Source organism: Paenibacillus sp. JT31N7 (assembly GCF_059692095.1).
Genome location: NZ_JCAUAT010000011.1, coordinates 15147 through 39149 on the forward strand (window position 1 = coordinate 15147; position 24003 = coordinate 39149).

Annotated in this window: 22 protein-coding genes; 1 reads left to right on the forward strand and 21 read right to left on the reverse strand. The window is 53.8% G+C overall.

Going from position 1 to position 24003, the window contains the following annotated elements:
* Positions 1 to 25 precede the first annotated feature (25 nt).
* The 21 genes from nadA to pth all read right to left on the reverse strand — a co-directional run bounded on the left by nadA (position 26) and on the right by pth (position 23494).
* The gene (gene nadA / locus AC58P5_RS26695; RefSeq protein ID WP_497392007.1) at positions 26 to 964 is read right to left on the reverse strand and encodes a quinolinate synthase NadA; all 939 of its coding nucleotides are present in this window, start codon (positions 962 to 964) and stop codon (positions 26 to 28) included.
* A 212-nt stretch (positions 965 to 1176) separates the two neighbouring features.
* Positions 1177 to 3153 carry an ATP-dependent zinc metalloprotease FtsH gene (gene ftsH / locus AC58P5_RS26700; RefSeq protein ID WP_497392008.1) on the reverse strand — a complete coding sequence of 659 codons (1977 nt, stop codon included), beginning with the start codon at positions 3151 to 3153 and terminating at the stop codon, positions 1177 to 1179.
* Between the two features lie 95 nt (positions 3154 to 3248).
* Positions 3249 to 3788: a hypoxanthine phosphoribosyltransferase gene (hpt, locus tag AC58P5_RS26705; RefSeq protein WP_009671909.1), complete on the reverse strand. Its 540-nt coding sequence runs from the start codon at positions 3786 to 3788 to the stop codon at positions 3249 to 3251.
* A 40-nt stretch (positions 3789 to 3828) separates the two neighbouring features.
* Entirely contained in the window at positions 3829 to 5346 is a 1518-nt protein-coding gene (tilS, locus tag AC58P5_RS26710; protein WP_497392010.1) for a tRNA lysidine(34) synthetase TilS, read from the reverse strand.
* Between the two features lie 84 nt (positions 5347 to 5430).
* The gene (locus AC58P5_RS26715) at positions 5431 to 6351 is read right to left on the reverse strand and encodes a protein kinase domain-containing protein (RefSeq protein ID WP_497392012.1); all 921 of its coding nucleotides are present in this window, start codon (positions 6349 to 6351) and stop codon (positions 5431 to 5433) included.
* A complete protein-coding gene (locus AC58P5_RS26720; protein ID WP_497392013.1) occupies positions 6335 to 7054 on the reverse strand; it encodes a vWA domain-containing protein in 720 nt (239 codons plus the stop codon). Before AC58P5_RS26720 ends, AC58P5_RS26715 begins: the two co-directional genes overlap by 17 nt.
* Positions 7055 to 7319: 265 nt before the next feature.
* On the reverse strand, positions 7320 to 9812 hold the full coding sequence (gene spoIIE / locus AC58P5_RS26725) for a stage II sporulation protein E (protein ID WP_497392014.1): 2493 nt from the start codon (positions 9810 to 9812) through the stop codon (positions 7320 to 7322).
* Positions 9813 to 10143: 331 nt separating this feature from the next.
* Entirely contained in the window at positions 10144 to 10626 is a 483-nt protein-coding gene (locus tag AC58P5_RS26730; RefSeq protein ID WP_497392015.1) for a S1 domain-containing RNA-binding protein, read from the reverse strand.
* A 106-nt stretch (positions 10627 to 10732) separates the two neighbouring features.
* Positions 10733 to 11074, reverse strand: a complete 342-nt coding sequence (locus AC58P5_RS26735) for an FtsB family cell division protein (protein ID WP_497392017.1) — start codon at positions 11072 to 11074, stop codon at positions 10733 to 10735.
* Positions 11075 to 11128: 54 nt separating this feature from the next.
* Positions 11129 to 11710 carry a spore cortex biosynthesis protein YabQ gene (gene yabQ, locus AC58P5_RS26740; protein ID WP_497392018.1) on the reverse strand — a complete coding sequence of 194 codons (582 nt, stop codon included), beginning with the start codon at positions 11708 to 11710 and terminating at the stop codon, positions 11129 to 11131.
* Complete coding sequence (gene yabP, locus AC58P5_RS26745; RefSeq protein WP_009671862.1) at positions 11707 to 11988, reverse strand: sporulation protein YabP; 282 nt, start codon at positions 11986 to 11988, stop codon at positions 11707 to 11709. The genes yabQ and yabP overlap by 4 nt, the downstream gene beginning before the upstream one ends.
* Before the next feature lie 121 nt (positions 11989 to 12109).
* Entirely contained in the window at positions 12110 to 12370 is a 261-nt protein-coding gene (locus AC58P5_RS26750) for an RNA-binding S4 domain-containing protein (protein ID WP_454234701.1), read from the reverse strand.
* Positions 12370 to 12642 carry an HU family DNA-binding protein gene (locus AC58P5_RS26755; protein ID WP_009671911.1) on the reverse strand — a complete coding sequence of 91 codons (273 nt, stop codon included), beginning with the start codon at positions 12640 to 12642 and terminating at the stop codon, positions 12370 to 12372. Before AC58P5_RS26755 ends, AC58P5_RS26750 begins: the two co-directional genes overlap by 1 nt.
* 114 nt (positions 12643 to 12756) lie before the next feature.
* A complete protein-coding gene (gene yabN, locus AC58P5_RS26760) occupies positions 12757 to 14238 on the reverse strand; it encodes a bifunctional methyltransferase/pyrophosphohydrolase YabN (RefSeq protein WP_497392020.1) in 1482 nt (493 codons plus the stop codon).
* 114 nt (positions 14239 to 14352) lie between these two features.
* Positions 14353 to 16161 carry an oligosaccharide flippase family protein gene (locus AC58P5_RS26765; RefSeq protein ID WP_497392021.1) on the reverse strand — a complete coding sequence of 603 codons (1809 nt, stop codon included), beginning with the start codon at positions 16159 to 16161 and terminating at the stop codon, positions 14353 to 14355.
* A gap of 44 nt (positions 16162 to 16205) precedes the next feature.
* The gene (spoVT, locus tag AC58P5_RS26770) at positions 16206 to 16748 is read right to left on the reverse strand and encodes a stage V sporulation protein T (protein WP_497392022.1); all 543 of its coding nucleotides are present in this window, start codon (positions 16746 to 16748) and stop codon (positions 16206 to 16208) included.
* Positions 16749 to 16907: 159 nt separating this feature from the next.
* Entirely contained in the window at positions 16908 to 17450 is a 543-nt protein-coding gene (gene spoVT, locus AC58P5_RS26775; protein WP_497392024.1) for a stage V sporulation protein T, read from the reverse strand.
* 232 nt (positions 17451 to 17682) lie between these two features.
* Positions 17683 to 18843, reverse strand: coding sequence for a peptidylprolyl isomerase (locus AC58P5_RS26780; RefSeq protein WP_497392025.1), 1161 nt, complete (start codon positions 18841 to 18843; stop codon positions 17683 to 17685).
* Positions 18830 to 22351 carry a transcription-repair coupling factor gene (mfd, locus tag AC58P5_RS26785; RefSeq protein WP_497392026.1) on the reverse strand — a complete coding sequence of 1174 codons (3522 nt, stop codon included), beginning with the start codon at positions 22349 to 22351 and terminating at the stop codon, positions 18830 to 18832. The genes AC58P5_RS26780 and mfd overlap by 14 nt, the downstream gene beginning before the upstream one ends.
* A gap of 128 nt (positions 22352 to 22479) precedes the next feature.
* Positions 22480 to 22710 carry an anti-sigma-F factor Fin gene (gene fin / locus AC58P5_RS26790; RefSeq protein WP_009671878.1) on the reverse strand — a complete coding sequence of 77 codons (231 nt, stop codon included), beginning with the start codon at positions 22708 to 22710 and terminating at the stop codon, positions 22480 to 22482.
* Positions 22711 to 22924: 214 nt separating this feature from the next.
* A complete protein-coding gene (gene pth, locus AC58P5_RS26795) occupies positions 22925 to 23494 on the reverse strand; it encodes an aminoacyl-tRNA hydrolase (protein WP_497392028.1) in 570 nt (189 codons plus the stop codon).
* Between the two features lie 234 nt (positions 23495 to 23728).
* Between pth and AC58P5_RS26800 the strand changes: the two genes are divergently transcribed.
* Entirely contained in the window at positions 23729 to 23929 is a 201-nt protein-coding gene (locus AC58P5_RS26800; RefSeq protein ID WP_413000217.1) for a hypothetical protein, read from the forward strand.
* Positions 23930 to 24003 lie beyond the last annotated feature (74 nt).

Genomic DNA, 24003 nt, shown 5'->3' on the forward strand with positions numbered 1-24003 from the left:
CCTTCAACAAAGAGAGTAGCGCATGCTACTTAACTTGTAACATGCGCTCTAAGGAAAGCTTTGCTTTATCAGCCACTTCCGGTGCTACATAGATTTCAGGCTGCATGGTTTCCAGACACCGGACGACTTTTTTCAAGTTGTTTACTTTCATATTCGGGCATACCAGATATTTCGTGGCAAAATGAAAAGTTTTATCAGGGCTGTCTAAACGGAGCTGGTAACCGGTGCCGTCTTCCGTTCCGACGATAAACTCCTGGCAATCGGATTCACGACAGTATTTGATAATGGCCGTCGTGCTGCCTACAAAATCTCCGAGCTTGACGACCTCCGGACGGCATTCCGGATGAACCACGAATTGAGCATGGGGATGCGCTGCCTTCATTTCTTCGACATCTTTGACGGTCAGCATATCATGGGTGTTGCAGTAGCCTTCCCAGATGATCATTTTTTTGTTTGTGAATTTTGATACATAGTCGCCTAAATTTTTATCCGGTACCCAGATAATCTCTTCGGCATCGATGGATTCGATGACTTTTCTTGCATTCGCGGAGGTACAGCAGATATCCGTTTCCGACTTCACTTCCGCTGACGTATTGATGTAGGCGACAACCTTCGCATTGGGATGCTCTTTCTTCAAAGCCCGCAATCCTTCCACGTTCACCATGTCGGCCATTGGGCAGCCGGCTCGTTCGTCGGGAATAATCACCGTCTTGGTAGGAGCGAGAATTTTAGCGCTTTCCCCCATAAAGTGTACTCCGCAAAAAACGATAACATCTGCATCGGTTTCAGCGGCTTTCTGAGCCAAAAGAAATGAATCCCCGCGGAAATCGGCGACTTCCTGAATCTCGTCACGCTGGTAGTAATGAGCGAGAATAATGGCATTGCGTTCTTTCTTAAGCTCTAAAATTCGCTCTTTCAGCAGTCTGTTCTGCTCGGCTTTTCTTTCGAGAGCCAATGCCTCCATGAATGCATCCTCCTTATATGAAGCGGCACGCCCTATGTTCAAAAGCTATGGCGATCGCCTTCTCACTCTGTGAACTCTTTGTAAAAGGCATTTCAAGTATCACAACTAAATTTACACAACATGCTTAGACGTGTCAATCCGCAAATCCGGCCGCTAAAATGAAAAAACCGGATGTCCGCGGGGACATCCGGTTGTATGCTCAGTTCTTTCGGCTATGCCTGGTTGTTGCCTTCATCATCCGGTTTATCCGGATTGAGTTTGGTCCGTTCAGGCGTTTCGGTTTTCAGTTCGATTTCAGGTGTAGGTTCCGGCTTTACGCTGTCATCCTGTGCTTGGATCGTAACTTTTATTTCCTCATTGCCCGAAATTTGACCCTTCTCAAGAAGCTCCACAATCTGTTCCTTATCGAGCGTTTCTCTTTCGAGAAGCGTTTGAGCGACAAGATGAACTTTGTCCTTATGAGTATTCAGGATCTGCTTCGCCCGGTCGTAGCACTCCCGGATGATCAGCTGCATCTCCTGATCGATTTCATAAGCGATCGCATCACTATAATTCTGCTCATGACCGATATCGCGGCCCAGGAATACTTGGCCTTGGCTGCTGCCGAACTGCATCGGTCCGAGCTTGTCGCTCATACCGAATTCCATGACCATCTTGCGAACGATTCCGGTCGCTTTCTGGAAGTCGCTGTATGCTCCCGTTGCGATCTCGCCGATAAAGATTTCTTCGGCAACGCGACCGCCAAGAAGTCCGGTGACTTTGTCGAGCAGTTCGTTCTTGGTCTGCATCATCCGGTCTTCGCCTTCTTTAGGAAGCATCATCACGTAACCGCCTGCACGGCCGCGGGGAACGATCGTCACCTTGTGAACCATGTCCGCATTCTCGGCATAGTACCCGATGATAGCGTGACCGGATTCATGGTAAGCTACCGTACGTTTCTCGCGTTCGCTGATTACGCGGCTCTTCTTCTGCGTACCTACGATAACACGGTCGAAAGCTTCTTCAACCTCGGCCATCGAGATATCTTTACGGTTGCGGCGCGCTGCGATAAGCGCCGCTTCGTTAAGAAGGTTCTCCAAGTCGGCACCCGTAAAACCGGTGGTGTAACGCGCGATGGAGTCCAATCTTACGTCTTTGGCCAGCGGCTTGTTGCGCGCATGAACCTTGAGGACCGCTTCACGGCCTTTCACATCCGGACGGTCAACCGTAATCTGACGGTCGAAACGTCCCGGACGAAGAAGCGCCGGGTCCAAAATGTCCGGACGGTTGGTAGCCGCGACGATAATGATTCCCTCATTCGCTCCGAAACCGTCCATCTCGACGAGCAATTGGTTGAGCGTCTGCTCGCGCTCGTCGTGTCCGCCCCCGAGGCCTGCGCCCCGCTGACGGCCGACGGCGTCGATCTCGTCGATAAAGATAATACAAGGCGCGTTCTTCTTCGCATTCTCGAAGAGATCCCGTACCCGGGAAGCACCGACACCGACGAACATTTCCACGAAGTCGGAACCGGAGATGGAGAAGAACGGAACTCCGGCTTCACCCGCAACTGCACGGGCAAGCAGGGTTTTACCGGTCCCCGGAGGACCGTTGAGAAGCACGCCTTTCGGAATGCGGGCTCCTACTGCAGAGAATTTACGCGGATCTTTAAGGAATTCGACGACTTCGATCAATTCCTGTTTCTCTTCATCCGCGCCGGCAACGTCTTCGAACGTGACGCGCTTTTTCTCTTCATTATATAAGCGTGCACGGCTCTTGCCGAAATTCATGACTTTGCCGCCGCCGCCCTGAGCCTGATTCATCAGGAAGAAGAACAGGACAAAGATGATCACAAACGGAATGATGGACGTCAGGAAAGAAATCCAAACGCTGTCGCCTTCCATTTTCAGATACTCTTCTTGAACCCCCGCTGTTTCGATCAGCTCTACTACACTTGAATCAAAGGGACCACGGGTAACGAATGTAGATTTATCCGCCGCCTTAGGATTCTTGTAATGCCCGTTAATCAGGTACGTGCCCCCGTCGACTTTAATTTGAAGCTTATCGACGTTCTTGGACGTTAATTCCTGCCGGAACTGGTTGTAGGTAATCGCTTCTTTTTGATCGTTCTGCGTACTAATGAAATGCACAATACCGACTGTCACCAGGAAAATCAATAAATAAAAACCGGTATTCCGGATAAAGCGATTCATCCGCTACCTCCTCTCAAACGACACACTTTTTATATTTTACCACAGCATGTCTTAGCATCACAACAAAGCCGGCCGTGGGACATACCCGGGTGTTCTTAAGAAGAGTAAATCTCGGGTTTCAGAACACCGATGTAAGGAAGATTGCGGTATTTCTCGGCATAATCGAGCCCGTAGCCAACGATAAACGCATCCGGAATTTCAAAACCGGCATAATCGGGCTGCAGATCGACGGACCGTCTGGCAGGTTTGTTGAACAGAGTAACCACAGACACGGACTGGGCGTTTCTTCTCTCAAGCACGTCAATGAGGTAGCTCAGGGTCAAACCGCTGTCAATAATATCTTCGACGATCAGTACGTGACGTCCTTCTACGGATACGTCCAAATCTTTAATGATTTTGACGACTCCCGACGACTTGGTCGATTGCCCGTAGCTGGATACCGCCATAAAGTCAAGCTCAAGCGGAATCGTAACCTGTTTCACGAGGTCCGCCATGAAAATAAAAGCTCCTTTAAGCACACAAATCACAAGCGGATTGCGGCCTTCGAAGTCTTTGGATATCTGCGCTCCAAGCTCCTGTACCTTAGCTTGAATTTGTTCCTCCGAGTAAAAAACTTCTTGAATGTCGTTAAACAAGGATGCTCCCCCTACTTAATAATATGAAAACTGTGACAAATCATTCTCCAAGGCCGTTTCCCTCAGTCACCGGGGGCTCAATCCGGATGTGCAAACAACGTACGGTTCCCGGTCCGACAAGCGCATGGCGGGAACGACGAACGCCCGGTATCCACAGAACCCTTCCTTCTGCATCCATAAGCAGCGGAAGCCGGTCTCTGCGGCTGGGCGGTATTTTGGCATCCATGAGAATATCTTTTACTTTTTTGGTGCCGTTTAAACCAAACACGTCCAAACGGTCCCCGGCTTGCCGGTTTCTCACCGACAACGGCATCCGAAGGGCATCAAGATCAAACCAGGCCTCGTTGGGGCAGGCTCCCGGAATATCGGCGCCGCCGATTCCATCCCGCTCCGCGGCCGTGAAAACGAAGGTCATTCCGGCTTCCGGAATAGGCAGAAACGGCTGCTGCAAGTCCACTTGATGCAAAAAAGCCGCATCCCCCGACCTGGCTGATGTCTCGGATCGAAAGCAGATACGTTCGTACTCACGAATCAAGGCAATACGTCCGTCGATTGGCCATGTGAGATTGGAGGGACTATCCTGCACGATTGCCGTACGAATCGCCTCTAATCTTGCATAATCGACGTTTTCCTCTTGAAAAGCGAGATAATTTAATATTAGTTTAATCACACGCCTTTGTAAAGCGACGTGCAAGTGAACAAAATCACCCCGGTCCAAGCTCGCCGCACCCGCCTCGGCCTTGACGGCGGAAGCATATACACGGTCAGCTTCACGTTCCATATAATCGTTCTCTGCCGTCATGATTTCACCCAGCCGGTTCAAGGACTCCGGAAGCTGATCGTTATATTGGCGCAAATAGGGCATCGCATCCAGTCGTATCCGGTTCCGGAAATACTTCCGCGAATCGTTGCTGCTGTCCCGGCAGTATGCGAGCCCCAGGAATTCACAATAACTAATTACCTCTTTCTTGTATATACGAAGCATAGGCCGGACGAGTTCCACTTTTTTTTCACTTCTCCGCTCGGGTATTCCCGTTAATCCTCCGGGCCCGGTTCCCCGCAAAATCCGCATCAGAATCGTCTCGGCCTGATCGTCCGCGTGATGGGCGAGCGCGATTTTGCTTGCACCATACTTGCCAGCCGTCTCGAAAAGGAACTCATACCGTTTCCGCCGCGCCGCAACCTGAGAGTTCATGGCTGTTTCTTCTATATAAGCAGGCACATCGATAAAAGCCGACTCGCAGGGCAGTCCGAGACGCTCCGCAAAGGATGCGACGAATGCCGCTTCACGGTCGGACTCTTCCCCTCTAAACCGGTGATTGACATGCGCCACGATAAGGCGCCAATTTCTTGTGCCCGACAGCCCGTACAGCAAATGAAGAAGCGCAACCGAATCCGGTCCTCCCGAAACGGCCACAACGACGGTATCGCCCGGTTCCAGAAGCTTCTCTTCGACAATACGGCTCTCGACGGCCGCACGCACCCGGAATCCCGGGTCCAATCCTTTGCTGCCGGGCTCACTATGGTTAGCTTCCTTGGGCTGCCGCTTCCCTTCCATGATTCTTTCCCCGCTTTCCGCCAACTGCTGCAGCACCCTGTTTTTAGGCCCTTGTAACGAAAGGGCAGAAGTCTCTACCTTTTTTCAGTTCAGATAAAAGTAAATGATCGTGCCCAGCAAAACAATCAAGGATATCGTCAAAAACAGAACAATCCCGGGGGCTTCTTTTCGTCCGGCCGGAACTTTGATACCGCGCGCCTTCTTCGCTTGTTCCCTCCATACGGCAAGTGCTTCCTCGGAAGAAGCAAACCGGTTATTCAGAGCTTTCAGCAAAAAAGGGGCCATGCCTCTCATCCGCTCGCTGCTTTGAACGATATCTTCAAGCATGGAGATATTGCGGTTCTGGGGAAGCGCCTGCAGGGCAGGGCGGAACGCGTCGCGATCATCCAGTGTTTTGATGATCAGAACGGCGAACGAGAACAAATCGTAGCTCTCCTCCGCTACCCGTTCTCCCGCACACCAGTACCCGCGGTCAAAAATCTCCGTAAACTGCTTAACCGCACGTCCTTTGGCCGTCATTCCGCCGAAATCTATCAGCTCCACGCTTCCATGCTCCGTAAGAACGAGATTGTCGGATTTCAGATCTCCATAGATATACCCGCTCCGGTGCAGCTCCGTAAGCTTTTTAAGCAGATTCGATCCGATCACGTAAATCCAGTCTTTGCCGTAAGTTCGTATGTATTTCGATAAAGAAAGGCCCTGTATGTAAGGCATGATAAAAAACGACAAGCGGCGTCCCTCGAATTCCGCATCGTCGGCATCCAGCAAAAATCTGCGGAAAGATGTATCCGTTTTGGAAAGGGACAGCAGGGCGTTTACTTCGAACTGATGGTCGAGAGGATCGTATCCGATCTTCATCGCATACCGGCGCTCGCCTCTGCGTACAAGCAGCACTTGGCCGTTCGCTCCCGAACCCAACCCGCGCACAACCGTATAAGTTCTGCCGTTCCATATCCCCTTGAGGGTCGTACCGAGCGGCAGGGCGGGCTCATACGACGTAGTCACGCAGCATCCCGTCCTCATCGTCTGAATAGATAGGTTTACCCGATACGTACTCCGCCACTTTCAGCATGGCCGGTCCGGTAGGGGTGGTGCCCTTCATGTTTAATTTATAGAACATCTTATCCAGATTTGCAAGATTTGACGTCCAGCCCGAATCCATTTCCACATCAGGATCACCGTCATGCCGCCCCGGAAAATGAAAAACCGCCAGCTCGCTTGTTCCGCTTCGCGCCTTGAGACTCAGCAGCAGATCGGAGATGGCCTCGCGCACCGCTGTCATCTTCGGCTTCATGCTGGCGCTGGCATCCACCAGCAGCGCGACGCGGAGGGAACCGCTCTCCGCGAGCTCGTCTATGACGCGCACGACCTCGGAGCGCTGCGCAGGAGGAAGCTCGGTCATGTCCCCGCTGCCGAGTATACTCTGCAGCTCCCGGCTGACCGCCTGCTGCACCGTCTGCGTCACGGTCTTGCGCGTCATCATCTGCACGGTCTGCGACAGCTGCTGCGGGGTTGCGATGCGGCTCATGCCGCCGCCGGCTTTCGCAATCTCGCGGATTTCCTCGGCGCCGAGCAGGCCGAGCTCGCCCTGGTCAACGACACCGATCACGTTGACGGTAATGCCTTCCGCTCGGGCTTCCGCCGCAGCGGCCGCCGGGCTGATTCCGACGTTCGAACAGCCGTCGGTGATTAGTAGGATCTGTTTCATCTCTTCCGCCTCCAACCTATGAATGTTCTTACTAGTTTCGCCAAGTCTGCGAGATTCTAATCATAGGGACGGAAAAAATCAGGCGCCGGTAAACCTGACGGGCCGCAGGGGTGCCTGGCGGGCTTAGCCCGGATCTTTTTTCAAGAAAAAGCAGCGAGGCACCCGCTAGGATACTCCGCTGCACGTCGGCACTTGTCGAATTTCAGCATTCGCCTCTTTTCTATTCATAAACTGGCAGATCACAGTTCTATCGCTACCGCGACTCTCAGCTCACCACCTTCGGCCGCTCGATCCGGTTGACGCCTGGCCAGCGGAATGTCGCCCATTCCGGTTGATGCTTCTCTACACGCGCCGCGACCACGGTCATGTCGTCGATAATTTCCCCGTGATGACACCGCATAACGCGTTCAAGCAGACTATCGGCAAAATCCTGGGGAATATCCGTGTCGATTTCCTGAATCACCCGCTTCATCCACATTTCTTTGTTGACCGCATGTCCGGGTGCGTCATAAATGCCGTCGGTCATCATAATCAGAAGGTCGCCGTGCTGAAGAGATACCGATAGCAAGTCCACTTCAATGTCCTGCAGGATGCCGACCGGCAGATTATTAGCCATCACCGGAATTACTTCATTGCCTCTTTTGATAAAGCTCGGGATTGAACCGATTTTCATGAACGTTGTCTGTGCGCTGTACAAATCAATCAGAGCCATATCCACCGTGGCATACACTTCGTCCGAGGAACGCAGAAGCAGAACGGAGTTAACCGATTTGATTGCAATTTTCTCATCCATGCCCGATTGGAGCAGCTGCTGCAAAATAGTAAGCGCAGCCGAGCTTTCCGCCCTGGCCCTCTCGCCATTGCCCATTCCGTCGCTCAGCGCCACAACGAATTTGCCGTTGCCCAGCTCCGCTACGGAAAAGCTGTCCCCGGACAGCAGTTCACCGCCTTTGGCCGCTCCCGCAATCCCCGTCTCCACTTCGAATTCTTTGGCCGAGCCGAATAATACCGTGCTGTAGCCTTCTCCCCTCGGGAGCATTTCTTCATTTTTCACCGCTATATGTTCTCCGAGAATTTCACTTAACAGAGGCGCTATGATTTTGCGGCATTCATCGAATCCTTTTGTATATTGGTGGATGATTTCGATCTCCACGTTGCCTTCGTCCAGCGAAATAATATCAATGCTGTGTATGGACAGCCCGAGATCCTCCAGTGCCTGCCGAATCTGCTCTTCCTGGAGAAACAGCTCCTGGCCCTCCCGCTTGATCTCCTTCGCCAAATCCTCCATGACCTGGGACACACCGCTTAATTGATCCGCCACAATTTGACGGCTGTCCGAAATCTGCTTTTTCCAGTGCATATCATTCTGATATTTCGCATACTGATTTTTCATAACATCCAGCACCTGATCCGGTTTCGTACAGGCCTGCTTCCAGTCTATCGGAATCTGCTTCCGTGAGAAATTCGGGTTAAGCTCGATTTCCGTCATCATGCTCGTCATGAACTGATACGTCTGATAGAAACGCTGATCCCAGCACCGGACCCGCTTCGGGCACATCTGGCAGGTCTGGCAGGAGACGGCCTCCATGAAATGGCTGATCTCCTCTTCTTTCGCAACCGGCTGGCTCTCGACCGTAAGCTGCTTGAAGCTCCGGGCCAGTTGCATAAACACCTGAGAAAACTGCTCGACCCGGCCGGCCGTAATATCCCTGACGCGTTTGGCGTAGTCCTGCTGGGATTTGAGGTTTTCCTGGGTGCCCGGCACGTATTTGGCCAGTGTCTGAAGAACACTCTTGGGTGTGAGCAGGAAAAGCGCTACCGCCGCAACGGATTCCCAGGTGGAGTTCATGACTTCCCCCTGTGTCCCGATATAAATAGAGAGGATCGAGGAACCGAGCAGCATGCCGAAGGCTACCGCCATCCGTTTGCCTTCTTTCAGCAGGCCGGCCAGCATGCCCGAAAAGGCCAGCAGACTCATCTGGTAAATCGCATTTGTATTGGCGAGGCTTAAGATAAGTCCCGTCACCACACCGACCGAGGCTCCGAACGGCGCTCCGCCCACCAGTGCGAATAATAGAATCAGGTAACGGGAGACAACGTGCTCAACCGTAACCGGTCCCAGCGTCCAGCCCACCGTGCCGGTCATCATGGACGCCAGCAGAATGATCAGACAAATGATCTCCTCGTGCTTGAGCTGATAATTTTTGCGGGTTAACGTGAAGACGGGAACCGCTTGTACAAAAATAAGCGTGAGCACCAGACTCAACACCGATTCCACTCCCGTCATCGTCAAGGAATACCAGGAGAGGTCCGAGCTGACCAGGTGAGCGAACATCTGCACGAGCAGGGTCGTGATGAAGACGAGTACCGGCGCCAGAGAGATATCCGAGCGCTCGTATTTCTCCAACCCTTTCTGGATGAGGAGGAACACGATCATCTCCGCCAGGATAAACCCGCTCTGGGGTTGTACGGCAAGTAAGCTTCCGGCAAATAAAAACACGCCTGTCCACAGGAGCAAATCACGGCGCTGGAAATACATGACCGCAAAAAAAGCTATCGAAAACGGGGCAAGCTCCTCAAGGATCATAGCTCTCCCCAGCAGAAATGCCATCAGCAGGAGCAGGATAGACCATTTCTTGGCTACAAACGATTGAATAAGCCTGTTTTCCGCCACTCTTCCCTGAGCTGCCGACTTCGTCCGCTGCACCGCGCCTGCCCATTGCAGACCGATGGAAAGTGCACCATTTCGTTTTTCCATGTTCAGACACCACCATTTCTCTTAGTGGTGTTTATTATAGGTGGGTTCTATCATAAATTTTGTCACAATGAGTTACTAGAGTTTAAGAAATTTCCGACAAAAAAGGGGGGGCTGTCAGGTCGGCGCAAACGCCTACCCTGTGGGGGCCTGGCAGCCCCCTTCCGAACAGCCGTTCCGAAGCGGCAGGAGCCTGTCACCGGCAAAAGGGATGCATATGCGGTAAGGTTGTGTCGATTCCCCGAATAAGCGCATGTTAATCGACGCAAAAAAACCACATCCGCCGAAACGGAATGTGGTTGTAGATTTGTGTAAATAGTAGAGCTAGGAACAATTAGTCGCGGCGTCCGCCACGTCCACCACGCTTGGAGTCCTGCTTCTTCAGCGAAGAAATACGCTCTTCACTGTCCTTGAGGAAACGGTTCATCTTGTCTTCGAAAGACAATTTGCCGGGTACGTTACGGAAGCCGCCACCGCGTCCGCCGCGGTCTCCACGGTTACTGAATCCGCCACGATCTCCGGAACGAGGGGAGTCGAACTTGCCATTGCCTTGTCTTTCAGGGCGAGCAGGTTCAGCGGGCTTTTCAATCGTCTGCTTGATGGATAAGCCGATTTTCCCGTCCTTGTCCACGTTGATGACCTTGACCAGAACCTTGTCTTCCAGTTTGAGATGGTCGTTGACATCCTTCACGTAGTTGTCGGCAATCTCCGAGATATGCACCAATCCGGTGACACCTTGTTCAAGCTCGACAAATGCCCCAAAGTGAGTGATCCCGGTCACTCTTCCTTCTAATTTGCTGCCCACTTCTATTGCCATAAAATACAATGTTCCTCCCTTAAATTGTTCAAAAGAATGGCTATGCCGATTATACCCCATTGCTGATTAGACGGTCAACATGGAGAAAAGCCCAAATAATCCGGTTTTACGGATTTTGTGATTTGGACGTCGGAATAAAAAAACGCGTTTCACCTTCGCGGGCATAATTCAACTCGCTGCGGATGACTTGCTCCAAATACTCAGGATCGTGCAAACGGGCAATTTCCTGCTGAAGGTCCGCTTTACGCTTCTGTTCATCGGTAAACTGTAGTTTGATCTGCTGCATTTCCGCACGTTTCTCGCTGATCTTGCCATGCTGCCCCCAGAACGTAACTCCCGCCCACGTCAGAAAACCGAGCAGAATGACGGCGGCAATACGGAATCTGCGGCGCGTGCCTTTGCTATTCGATTTAGGTTGCGTCTGCGTTGATTTGGGTGAAACAGGCATTAATCTCTGAGCCTCCTGATCGTGCAGGGCCATAAAAACCCGACCCGTGCCCGGTTACTTACCCTTGCGAAACCACTTCTGAAACAGATGTTGTAAAAAATGTATCCACCGGAGCACGCGGGCAGGTACCCGTAAATGCTTGTACAGGGGACGTATCAGCCAAAGCAGCAGTTTCCACACAGGGTAAACCAATTGTACCACAACTCGGAACAGGAACATAGCCAGCGCCGCCAAAAACCCCAGCAGCACCCAGGCAAGCTTGTATAGCCCGATCGCAGGCTTGATGATCAGCAGCGTAAACAGTCGCCTGAAGAAGCCCAGGAGCCATTTAACGGCCCGGATCAGGACCGCAATAAACCTACGGACGATGCGGCTCAGCGTCATCATGTAAACCATCAGGCCGATAATCAAACCGACAAAGACGAAGAAGCGGACTTGTCCCTGATTGCTGTGCACGAGCGTCCCGAACACGCAGACGGTCGCCGTAATCCAGTAAATCACATCCGCAAGCGGGAAAGTCCAGCGCGGCAGCCGCAGCTGCACGAACACCACCCGGAAGGCGTCGTAGAGCATCCCCAGCCCCATCCCGCTGACGAACATTAACCATAAGGTTAAAAACTGGTCGTTCAGTGTCACTTGAACAGCTTACCCAGAAATCCCTTGTTTTTCTCCGGGGAATTTGCGTCCACGTAAGACAAGGCGTTGACGTACCCTTCTATCGCCACCAGTCCCTGCTCCAGACTCAAATTCTTGATATGCAGATTCTGTCCCTTAATCAGCAGAAACCCGCAGTCCGTCTCCAGCAAAAATTCCTCACTGTCAAAGCTCTCCACATTCTTCACACCGGAGATCTCGAGCAGCTTGCGGTTGAGCATTTTCACTTCCTGCCGTTTGGTCTTTCCGGCCTCCATCATGGCGAGTCCCCCCTACAGCTTTTCCTATCACTACGATATGGGGGGATGTCCGTTTTTAGAACACCCGGAAGCATGTAAAAAAAGAGGCCTAGTCGGCATAAGCCGCCTTTCAGCCTCTTGGTTATCCGTTATTCGCTTCTTCCCGCAGAAGCGTGTACATATGAGCCGCGTCCTCTTTACGAGTCGACTCCGTCAGCTGTTCCACGCGAACGGTCACTTTCTTCTGCCCGAATTGAATGGCAAGCTCGTCGCCTACCTTCACCGTCGAACTCGGTTTCGCATCCCGCCCGTTGATCCAGACACGCCCCTGATCGGAGACGTCTTTGGCTACCGTACGGCGTTTGATCAGCCGGGATACTTTTAAAAACTTGTCGAGTCTCATTATTTTACGGCTTCTTTAAGCTTGTTGCCCGCTTTGAAAGCAGGAACATTCGATTCCGGAATAGAAATTTCTTGACCGGTTTGCGGGTTGCGGCCCGTACGTCCGGAACGTTTGCGGGTTTCGAATGTACCGAAGCCGATCAGCTGAACTTTATCTCCTGTGGACAGGGCGTCCGTAATTTCACCGAGGAAAGAGTTAAGGACGGTTTCCACGTCTTTCTTGGTGAGTCCGCTCTTTGTGGAAATGTTGTTGATCAGATCTGTTTTGTTCATGATTCGAATACCTCCTAAAGTAAATGACAATATGTAGCTGGTTTTGAATCTCACAGGAAAGCCGCTTCCGAAACTAAGTATTCTTGCTCAGCTTGGAAAATCCTGCTCAAAATCCTACGTGGATTGAAGTTTTTTTGCTTCCTGCCACAATTCTTCCATCTCTGCCAAATCCGCCTCTGCCGGGGACTTGCCCCGAGCTTCCAGGCACCCTTCAATGTACTGGAAACGGCGTACGAATTTGCGGTTGGTCGAAGCCAGCGCCTCTTCCGGATCGATTTTGAGGAAACGTGACAGATTGACGACGGCAAAAAGAAGATCGCCGAGTTCGTCCAAGCGCTCCGCCGCCGCTCCGCTTTCCATCGCTTCCTGCACTTCACCCAATTCCTCGGTGATTTTGCCGATCACTTCTCCGACCTCGGACCAGTCAAACCCGACGCCCGCCGCTTTTTTCTGCAGTTTCAGGGCTTTCATCAAGGCAGGCAAATCCTTGGGCACGCCCGCCAGAGCCGACTGCTTCGACGGGTCAATCCCTTTGCGGCGCTTCTCCTCGTCCTTCATCTGCTGCCAGTTGGCAAGAGCCTCCTCCGCATTCTCCGCGCCTTCCGTGCCGAACACGTGGGGATGACGACGGATCAGCTTCTCGTTGAGCCCCGCGATTACGTCATAGACGGTAAAAGCGCCGGTCTCCTCTTCCATCTGGGAATGGAGCATCACCTGCAGCAGCAGGTCGCCGAGCTCCTCGCACATGTGGTCGGGGTCGTCCTCATCGATCGTCTCCAGTACCTCGTACGCTTCTTCGATGAGATTTTTGCGGAGGCTGGCATGCGTCTGCTCGCGATCCCACGGGCAGCCTTCCGGGCTGCGGAGAATCGCCACAATTTCATGCAGCCGCTCCAATGTACGGTTGCGGAGTTCGTCGCGGTCGCTGCGGGGCACCCATACGAGAGAAAGGTTCCCGTAGCCCTCGATCCGGTCGAGCTCGTAAAGGGGAACCCGGACAACCGATTCTTCTCCCGCAACGCCAAGGGAGTGACCCGCAAAGACGGTGTAATCGTCCGGGTAAAGCTCCATCAGCGTAAGCTTCACATCCGACGCCGTAAATGTATCGTACACTTGTCCGATCACTGTATGCAAGCGGGGGTTCAGCATGCCGGGCCGCAAGTCCGTCGCATCCAGAAGCTGCATTCCTTCGATCGGATCGAAGCCGAACCGGAGAAACGCCTGGTCGAGGAAGCTTTCCCCGCCCACGATCTCCAGCGGAATGCCCGCTTCCGGACATTTCGCCCTCAGCAGCTGCACGGTGTACTCGGCCACCATAGGATGGCCGGGAACAGCGTACACGACAGCCTGCGAACGGGCTGACTCCAGCAGCGATGCCGCTATCGCTTCGTACGTGTCGTCAAAGCGGTCCTTCGCTTCGTAAATCGCGTCAAAAGTCTCGTACCGGATCTCCTCCGCCCGGAGATAGGCGGCAACCGGGTGATGATCGGTGCGGAGAATCAGCTTCGGAGCCTGCCGCAGCCGGCGCAGCACGCCGAGCGTGAGCTGGTTTTCGTCCCCGGAGCCGAGTCCGAGAACCGTAATTCCTTGCGTCATAGTCCTTGCCTCCCATGCTTATTCCGGTTCCCGCGTAAGCGGAGCCGGTTGATTCGCAGCTATTTTACGCCGAAACGGCGCGGTCTATCACGGGGCGGGGGGCGGGGCGCGCTCCTAGAGCCGCTTCCCCTGCGGGAGCAGGCGCAGCTTCGTCAGCGCCGAAGCCAGCTTGCCGCCGCCCGGGAGCTGCTCAAGCTCCGCGCGGTTCACGGCGCCAAGGCGCAGCAGCGCGAGCGCGTATACGGCAGCGCCGAGCGCCACCCCGGCCAGCGCCATCACGCCGGCCTGTCCGCGCGAGCCGAGGTCCGGCGCCACGGCGCCAAGCAGCGGCCTGCCCGCGAGCTGGAGCGCGCCCAGAGCGGCGCACATGAGCGCCGCGGCGGCAAGCGGCGTCAGGGCCGAGGCGCGCCCGCGCTGCGGAGCGCCGGTCAGCCGCCGCACCTCAGCGAGGCCCAGGGCGGCCGCGAACGCGAACGCGAGCACCGCCGACACGGCTGCGCCGGCGATTCCCCAGCGCGGCACGAGCAGCAGACTGCCGCCGATCTTGACGGCGGCTGCGGCGAGCAGGTGCAGCGCGGGAGCGTTCACGGCGCCGAGGCCCTGTAGCACTCCGGCAAGCACGATGTTGAGCGTGCCGAACAGCGCCGTGAGCGCGAGGAGAGCCATCGTGCCGGATGCTTCTTCGCTCTGATAGAGCATCACGTTCACCGGCACGGTGAGAGAAGCCAGCCCGGCGGCCGCAGCCAGGCCGAGCAGGCCCGTCATCCGGACGGTCCGCTCCGTGCGGATTTGCAGCTGCGCCGGGTCCGTCGCCTTAGCTGCGGCGATCGCCGGCACCAGCACGGCCGTCAGCGAGGACGCGACCATCGTCACGGCCTGAACCAGGGGCAGGCCGTGGTTGTAGAGGCCGAACTGGCGCATCGCCTCGGCCGGGTCCGCTCCCCCGCCGAGCAGCAGGCGGGGAATGGTGAAGGCGTCGATGAGATTGAGAATCGGCGTCATGATCGAGCCGAGGCAGATCGGAAGAGCGTAAGCGCCGATAGAAGCCATAAGCCGGCCAAGCGGTTCTTTGGCCCCCGCAGGGCCGGTGGCCTCAGCTTGGGCGGCCTCTCCTATAGAGGCCGGTTTCTCAACAGCCGATCGTTCAAACCTCTTTTCCGGGCTATGCGAGGCTTCACAGCGGTCGGAATGATCCACGGGTTCCGCCGACGTTAATTCAGCCGGATTCCCGGCCCTTCTTGCCCTTCTTTCCCTGCTTCTCTGCCAATAGAACAGAAGCAGAAGCAAGGCCCCCGCCGCCCCGGTTACGGAACCGAATGTAGCTCCGGCGGCAATATCGCCGTCTCCCGCGCCTTGTTCGGTCAGGTACAGCAGCAGCAGAACCATCGTAAGTACGCGTACCGTCTGCTCGACAACCTGCGATACCGCGGTGGGGACCATATTCTGATAGCCCTGAAAATAACCGCGTAGAACCGAGAGTACAGGAACCAGCAGGAGCGCGTACGAAATGCTGCGGATGGCCGGCGCTGCAGCCGCTGTTCCTATCCAGCCCGCAAGCATATCGGCTCCAAAATACAGCAAGAGAAAGCAAAGCACGCCGGTACCTGTCAGGAGCAGAGCGGCAGCCAACGCTACCCGCCTCGCCCCTTCATGATCGCGTTCGGCTGCCCGGTCCTGGACGAATTTCGCAACGGTGATCGGAAAACCCGCGGTCGCCAGGAAAAGAATCAGGAGGTACAACGGATAGACGGCATTGTAGATACCGAAAGCCCCGTCCCCGGCTATATTCTGCAGCGGAATTTTTTGAAGGGTTCCGAGCAGTTTGGAGAATACCGCCGCCGCGGCCAGTATCGCTGCGCCCTTAAGGAGCCGAGAGCTGCCGACCGTCACAGTCTGTTCCTGCGTTCCCTTTTCCGTGGACATGGACGTATCTCCTGCGATAAAAGATTAAATGTATCTGTGTGTATCTACACTTCCATTTGCTTGGACAAGAAGGAAGCGGCCGTTTCGGACATGATCCGCTCGGTTTTCCCCATGACCACGTCGTTTTCTTTGCTGACCAGCAGAACTGTACCGATGGTATCTCCGTTGTGAATGATCGGTGCGATGACGAACGAGCCGTAAGCATCTGCCGCATCCTTAACCAGCTCGTAGCTGCCGGCCGTTTCTTCCACGATGGTCTGTCTTCCGTTCAAGGCACGCTCGACAAGCTCACCCACCGGTTTGCCGTCATATTCTTTACGTCCGCGGCCTGCCGCTGCGATGAAGGTCTCCCGGTCCGATATAACGGCCTGGTACCCCGTGCTCTCGTTTAACGATTCCGCGTATTCCAGTGCAAAATCTCCAAGTTCGCCGATCGGAGAATATTTCTGCAAAATGACTTCGCCGTCGGGGTTCACGAATATTTCCATCGGGTCGCCTTCCCGGATACGCATGGTGCGCCGGATCTCCTTCGGAATGACTACCCGTCCTAAATCGTCTATGCGTCTAACTATACCTGTAGCTTTCATACTGCTTAAAGCCTCGCTTTCCTTCTTGGGGGTTTACACTAGGATGTTTGAAAAATTACGGATTAAAGAGGACTCTTCCCATTATATATAAATTTCCTCATAAAACAAAAAAAGCCCCCTTACATCCGGAATTGGTTTCCAAGTAAGGGAAGCTTTCGGTTACTGCTCCATTTGTTTCGCCAAAAAACCAGCTGCAGTCTCCACCATTTTCGATTCCATGTTGCCCATCGTGACTTCTTCGTCCTTGCTCATCAGAATAACCGAACCGATCGGATCTCCGCCCGCAACAATCGGAGCGATGACGAAAGAGCTGTAAGTTTCGGGATTGTCTTTGGAGATTTCGTATGTACCCGAACCGCTCTCGATCGCCGGTTTACGGTTTTCCATGGCGGTCTCCACAATCTGCCCGATCTGCTTGTCCATATACTCTTTCTTTGAACCGCCCGCTACGGCGATAACCGTATCCCGGTCCGTAATCAGTGTGATATGATTAGTGCTCTCATAGAGAGACTCGGCATATTCTTTGGCAAAATCCCCTAATTCGCCGATCGGGGAATACTTCTTCAAGATAACTTCACCGTCGCGATCGACGAATATCTCGAGCGGGTCGCCTTCCCGGATGCGCAGTGTGCGCCGTATTTCCTTCGGAATGACAACCCTGCCCAGGTCATCAATGCGACGAACGATTCCAGTTGCTTTCATGACTCTTGTTGCCCCACTTTCACTTGAAGTTTTGGATACGACTGGACGCCGATCTGCGTGTATTTAAAAGAGAAGGGTGTAGCGATTCGATTCTGACCATAGTATTCATCCGCCCCCATATTCTTATACATTTCCCTCTTTCCAACCACGTAAAATAAAAAGCCATCCCGTCCGGATGGACGAGATGGCTTTCGTGATATAAATGATCTGCCGCGAGACTTCGCGGATTCGCTTACTTCGCCGCCGGCGAAGGGCTTGCGGCCGGAGGCGTCGCTCCAGGCACGTCGGTCGGCGCCGCGGACGGCGTCGTCTGCGGAGACGGGCTGCCTGTCGGAGCCGGCGTGCCGCTCGGTTCCGCGCTGGCGCCAGGCGCCGGGCTCGGATTAGCCGATGCGGCCGGTGTCGGAGTCGGCTTAGGAAGCTTGTTCGTTTCGATCAAGCCGGGAAGCTCCTTCGTGACGAACTCCTGCATCTTCACTTGCGCCAGGTTGGAGGCCAGATCTTTCTTGGCGTCTTCTACGGTTTCGGTTTTACGGGATTCCACTTTCATGACGTGGTAGCCGTAATCGGTCTCAACGGGATCGCTGATCGTATTCAATGGCAGCTCGAGGGCCGCTTTTTTGAATCCGGCTACCCACTGGCTTACTTTGGCGTTTTCATACTTGCCGCCTTTATCTTTCGAACCCGGGTCATCCGAGTATTCTTTGGCAAGAGCGTCGAAGTCTCCGCCGCTTTTCAGCTTCTGCTGCACTTCTTTTGCACGTTTCAGAGCTTCTTCTTTCGTACGGAGTTCTTTATTCGTAGCCGGATCGTTAAGACCGATCAGAATATGACGGACAGTCGCTACATCGTAGGCGTTCGGGTCCGCTTTTTTGGCCTTTTCGTATTCCGCTTTGATTTCATCGTCAGTAACCTGCTTCTCCAAGTGGCTCGTGGAATACACGCTGAGTCTCAAGAGGTCCTCAACGTCCTTCTCTTCCAGTTTCGCGTCTTTCAGCTTCTTCTCCAGGCCGCCTTCTTGCGCGCCCACAAAAGTTTTCAACTGGGTAACTTGCTCGGTTACCTGCTTGTCCGCTTCTTTCTTCACGTCATCGCTTGCACGTCCGGAAAGGACCTTCAGCATGATAAACTGCTCCAGCATACTTTGCTGGTATGCCGGATCGGTTTCGAACTGCGCGTATTCCGGATACAGGAGACGGTTGAAGGAAAGCAGTTTGTCAAACTCTCCGCGGGTCACTTTACCCCCGTCTTTGTAAGTGGCGATAACTTCTTCCGGCGTACCGGCTTTTCCTTCGTCCTTTTTGCCGCATCCGCTGGCCACGGCCAAGACAAGGACTAATACGGCAAGCAGCAGCCACTTGCTCTTGGCCCAACCTGATTTATTGTGTTGCATTCTGCAATTCTCCCTTCGTTTTCAAGGCTTCCCTGTATTGTAACAGAAAACGCTCCACCAATGCGATTGTGTCCTCGGGGGACAGCCCTTTGCCGCGGATATGAACATGAATCTGAGGTCCGGCAATCAGCTTGACGCGCCCGTCGAAGCCGTTCGAAATCGTAAACAGCTTCTGACCGTCCAGTCTTTCCGTCTCGTCCGGAGAAATCTTGATCTGATAGTCGTCGCCCTTCTGGGAGATGGATTCGATTTTATATTCGGCTCCATACACCTTCAATCTGGCTACGGCTAAGAGATTGGAAACGGCAGGCGGCAAATCGCCGAACCGGTCCACCAATTCCTCGTCCAGATCTTCCGCTTCCGCGAAGGAGCGGATATTCGCCACTTTCTTGTAAATCTCGATCTTCTGCATACTGTCGTAAATGTAATCCGACGGCAGGTAGGCATCCAGATGAAGGTCAAGCTGCGTGAGCCATTCCTTCTCCGGCTCCGCCTGCTCTCCGTCCAGTTCCAGCTTGCGCTTGGCGATTTCCTCGCTCAGCATCTGGGAATACAGGTCAAACCCGACGGAAGCGATAAACCCGTGCTGCTCGGCTCCGAGCAGATTGCCGGCTCCGCGGATGGACAAGTCCCTCATGGCAATTTTAAACCCGGAACCAAGTTCTGTAAATTCTTTAATTGCCTGGAGACGCTTCTCCGCCACTTCGTTCAGCACTTTGTCTCGCTGGTACGTAAAGTACGCATAGGCGACCCGGTTGGAACGGCCGACCCGGCCCCGCAGCTGGTACAGCTGGGATAAGCCCATCTTGTCGGCGTCATGCACGATCAGCGTATTCACGTTCGGGATATCGACGCCGGTCTCGATAATGCTCGTGCTCACGAGCACGTCGAACTCACCGTCCAGGAAGTCGAGAATGGTTTTCTCGAGTTCCTGCTCCGACATCTGCCCGTGCGCTACGGCCACGCGGGCTTCCGGCACGAGCATGGAGATCTGCTCGGCCATCTGGTTGATCCCCTGGACGCGGTTGAACAGGAAATACACCTGTCCTTCACGCGCCAGCTCCCGTTCAATCGCTTCCCGTACCAGCGTTGTGCTGTATTCCAGCACGTAAGTCTGTACCGGGAAGCGGTTCTCCGGCGGCGTCTCAATGACGGACAGGTCGCGGACGCCCAGCATCGACATGTGAAGCGTGCGCGGGATTGGCGTTGCGGTCAGAGTCAGCACGTCGACATTCGTTTTCAGCCGCTTCAGCTTCTCTTTGTGCGAGACGCCGAAACGCTGCTCCTCATCGACGATGAGCAGTCCCAAATCTTTGAACTTCAGATCCTGGGACAGCAGGCGGTGCGTTCCGATTACGATGTCTACGGTACCTGCCTTGACGCCCTTGGTCGTTTCATTCTGCTCTTTCTTCGAACGGAAACGGCTCAACACCTGGATGTTGAACGGGTATCCCGAGAAACGTTCACGGAACGTCTCGTAATGCTGCTGCGCCAAAATCGTCGTCGGCACCAGGACAGCTACCTGTTTGCCGTCGATAGCCGCTTTGAAGGCGGCGCGGATAGCCACTTCCGTCTTGCCGTAGCCGACGTCGCCGCAAAGCAGTCGGTCCATCGGACGAGATTTTTCCATATCTTTCTTAATTTCCCCAATTGCCCGGAGTTGATCCGTCGTTTCGTCATACGGAAACATACTTTCGAATTCCTGCTGGTAGGCGGAATCGGAACTGAAGCCGTATCCCGTTGTCGCTTGACGGTCCGCGTAAAGCTTAATGAGATCGTCGGCGATGTCCTTGACGGAGGTCCGCACTTTGTTCTTGACGCGGTTCCAGTCGGCTCCGCCCAGCTTGTATATTTTCGGCTCTTTCTCTTCCGAACCGACATATTTCTGAATGAGATCGATCTGGTCGATCGGGACGGACAGCTTATCGCCGCCCGCATAGACAATATGCAAATAATCTTTATGAATGCCGCCAACCTCAAGAGTGCCGATCCCGACATACTTCCCGATCCCGTGATTAACGTGAACGACGTAGTCTCCGACTTTAAGCTCCTGGTAGCTTTTGATCCTCTCGGCATTCTCGATCTTCTTGTCTACTTTGCGCGCTTTCCGCTGCTTCTGCGTAAACATCTCGCCTTCAGTGATCACGACGAGATGAATGGACGGCAGCTCGAAGCCCGTTTGCAGGTTCCCGTTCATAATCTCGGGTTCATCGATTTGATAGTCCCCGAGCACACGGCGGACACGGTCCATCCGCTCTTCGCCGTTGGCTAGGATGATAACGCGGCTCCCTGTCTTTTTCCACCGCTCCATTTCCGCTTTCAGAAGGTTCATCTGCCCGTGGAAATTCTGCATGACCCGGGACATGAAATTGACAATATTCTGCGGCTGGGTCTGCGGAACCTGGCGCAGGAAGAGCGACATATAAAGCGTCGGATAAGTGCGGCGCTGCATAAGAGTCTCCAGCTGCTTCGAGAGCGTAAGGGCCGGGAGTGCCTTCCCGTCCTGGAGGGAGCTGGTCACCCACTCTGCCTCCTCGCGCTCCAGCTGCTTGGAGGTTTCCACGAGCCGGGCCGGCTCGTCTACGAGCATCACGGTATCTTCCGACATGTAATCGGACAAGGTCTGCCGCTCCGGATAGAGCAGCGAGACATACTTGAACAGCCCCTGGAAGGTGTTCCCCTCGCGGAGCAGTTCGATGTCATGTCCGATTCCTTCCAGCAGCCTGTCCTTGGCCTGACGGTCCGTCATTTTGGCAAGCTGGGCCTGGAGAAGTTCGTAAGCATGCTGAGCAGCACTTTGAAAACGCTTTCTATTTATGAGGACTTCCCGACACGGCTGGATCACGAACGAATCCAACTTTTCGATGGAACGCTGGTCCGATACGTCGAACGTACGGATGGAATCCACATCCACATCGAATAACTCGATTCGGACGGCAGTGGAAGAAGTCAGCGGAAATAAATCCACGATGCCTCCGCGGACGCTCATTTCCCCCTTCGCTTCCACCCTCTCCACACGCTCGTAACCGAGTTCGGTCAGACGGGTCAGAAATTCCTCCAGGTCAATTGTATCCCCCAAACGTACGGTGAGCTGAGCTTCCTCGAATGTTTCCTTGGTCGGAAGCAGACGGCGGAACCCGGCATACGGCACAATGACCGCTCCCCGGTATCCGCCGGCCAGTTTGGTCAGCACATCGATCCGCTGCGCCAGCATTTCGGGACTGGCAATAGCCGCTTCGGCGGCAAGCAGCTCTTGTGCAGGATATAAGAGAACCCCGTCTTCCGGAAGACATTCGCTCAAATCCTCGAAGATCTTCTGGGCGGAGAACATATTATGCGTAACGATGAGAAGCGGACGCTGGAGCTGCTGCATCAGTGCAGCAAGCATCACCTGACGAGAGGAGCCGGTTAATCCGGCGATCAACTGCTCTTTCATGCCGGAACGAATACCCGAAATCACACTTTGAAAATCGCGGTCCGTTGAAAAAGCTTGTATTAAAGCTTGCAAATCAAGTACACTCCTCTCACAAAAAGAAGCCTCGGCGCTTGCCTAGGCTGTCATGTCACAATTTTTGGCACATGTCCGGAGTACGGGATAAGCGCCCTAAGCAGCACGCGGGCAGCGGCCGGATTCGGTCACTGCAGCGGGCTGCCGATCAGGTTAAGCTCCGGATTGGCGTCCAGTGCCTGCTTGCAGTAATCGCAAACCACCTTGACCGTAACGCCCCCGTCCATGTTATACGCTATTATATCGCTCCGCTCTTCGGGGGTCAAGAAATGGAAACCGAGCTGGTATTCACTCACTTGATCCCGGCTGATTTCTCCGATTGACGATTGGCAATGACGGCAAATATATTTTACTGACATCAATGTATGCCTCCTTGCAGGTTTCGATTACTCCTTAGTATGACCCCACTTTCAAAATCCTAGCCTACTCCGGAAGTAATTTACCAGCCCGTTCACGGCATACAATGTGTCTTGGAGCGGCCAATGTCCCCGGATCAGCTTTCCGGAAGCTGACACACGAGAGAACGCCACGTTTGCCGCAACTCAGGATATTCCATATATCCGGGACTCCGGACTAATTCCCGCTTCCGTTGAAAACCGCCATCGTTTTCTCGAAAGGCTCGCTCAGACAGTGCTCCATCGCTTCGCACGTTTTATCCAGTACGGCAGGTAAAGCCCCCGTTTCGGCTTTGCTGAAATTCGACAAGACATAGTCGACAATCGGATAGCCCGGATTCGGCCGGTTGATTCCCATGCGGATGCGGTTGAACGTCGACGTGCCCGTATGGGCTATAACGGATTTGATCCCGTTATGTCCACCGGCGCTGCCCTGGTAACGCAGCCTGATATTCCCGAATGGCGTATCCATGTCATCATACAGAATGACGAGATCCGACACGTCGACTTTATAAAAGTCCATAAAAGCCCGGATCGACTCCCCCGACAAATTCATATAGGTCATAGGTTTCAGCAAGTAGGCCTTTGTACCGTTCACACGCACCTCGGCCAGATGGCCTTTGGACTTATTCTGGAACGAGGAGACGCCCCATTTCTCGGCAAAACGGTCGATCGCCATGAATCCGATATTATGCCGTGTATGTTCGTACTGTTTCCCTGGATTGCCTAAACCGACAAAACATTTCACGTTTCATTCACTCCCAAAATTTTTTTTACTTTTTTTAACTAGACACCGTAACGATTCCCTGCCGAAACTTGTCTACTATATACAGGCATTTTGCGTGTACCGGGCATAGGTCTGCGGTTTTTTCGGCCGCTCGGCTCTTCGGCCGGTCCCATCCGCAAAGATAAAGTCATAAATTGGCGCAAATCAGCATGATTTACGCTTCAAAAAAATACGGGGTAGCAGGTGATGAATCTTATGTACGACAACGGTCAGCAGCTTTACCAGGACGATCATTTTCAAGATCATTTGGAAGCGGAGGTTCCTGTCCAAGTATACTATCTTAACTCCCACAAAGATATAGGCTTCGTCTATCACTATTCTTCCCACTTTATCAAGATCAACAACACGTTTTACAACCGCGGCATGTTTACATTCGTATCGAGACCAGGTTATTAAGCGTATTTTGGCAAGCGCTTTCAAAGCTTGTCAACTTTTCACACCGCGGTTAAGGATAAAAAAAGGCTGCTCCC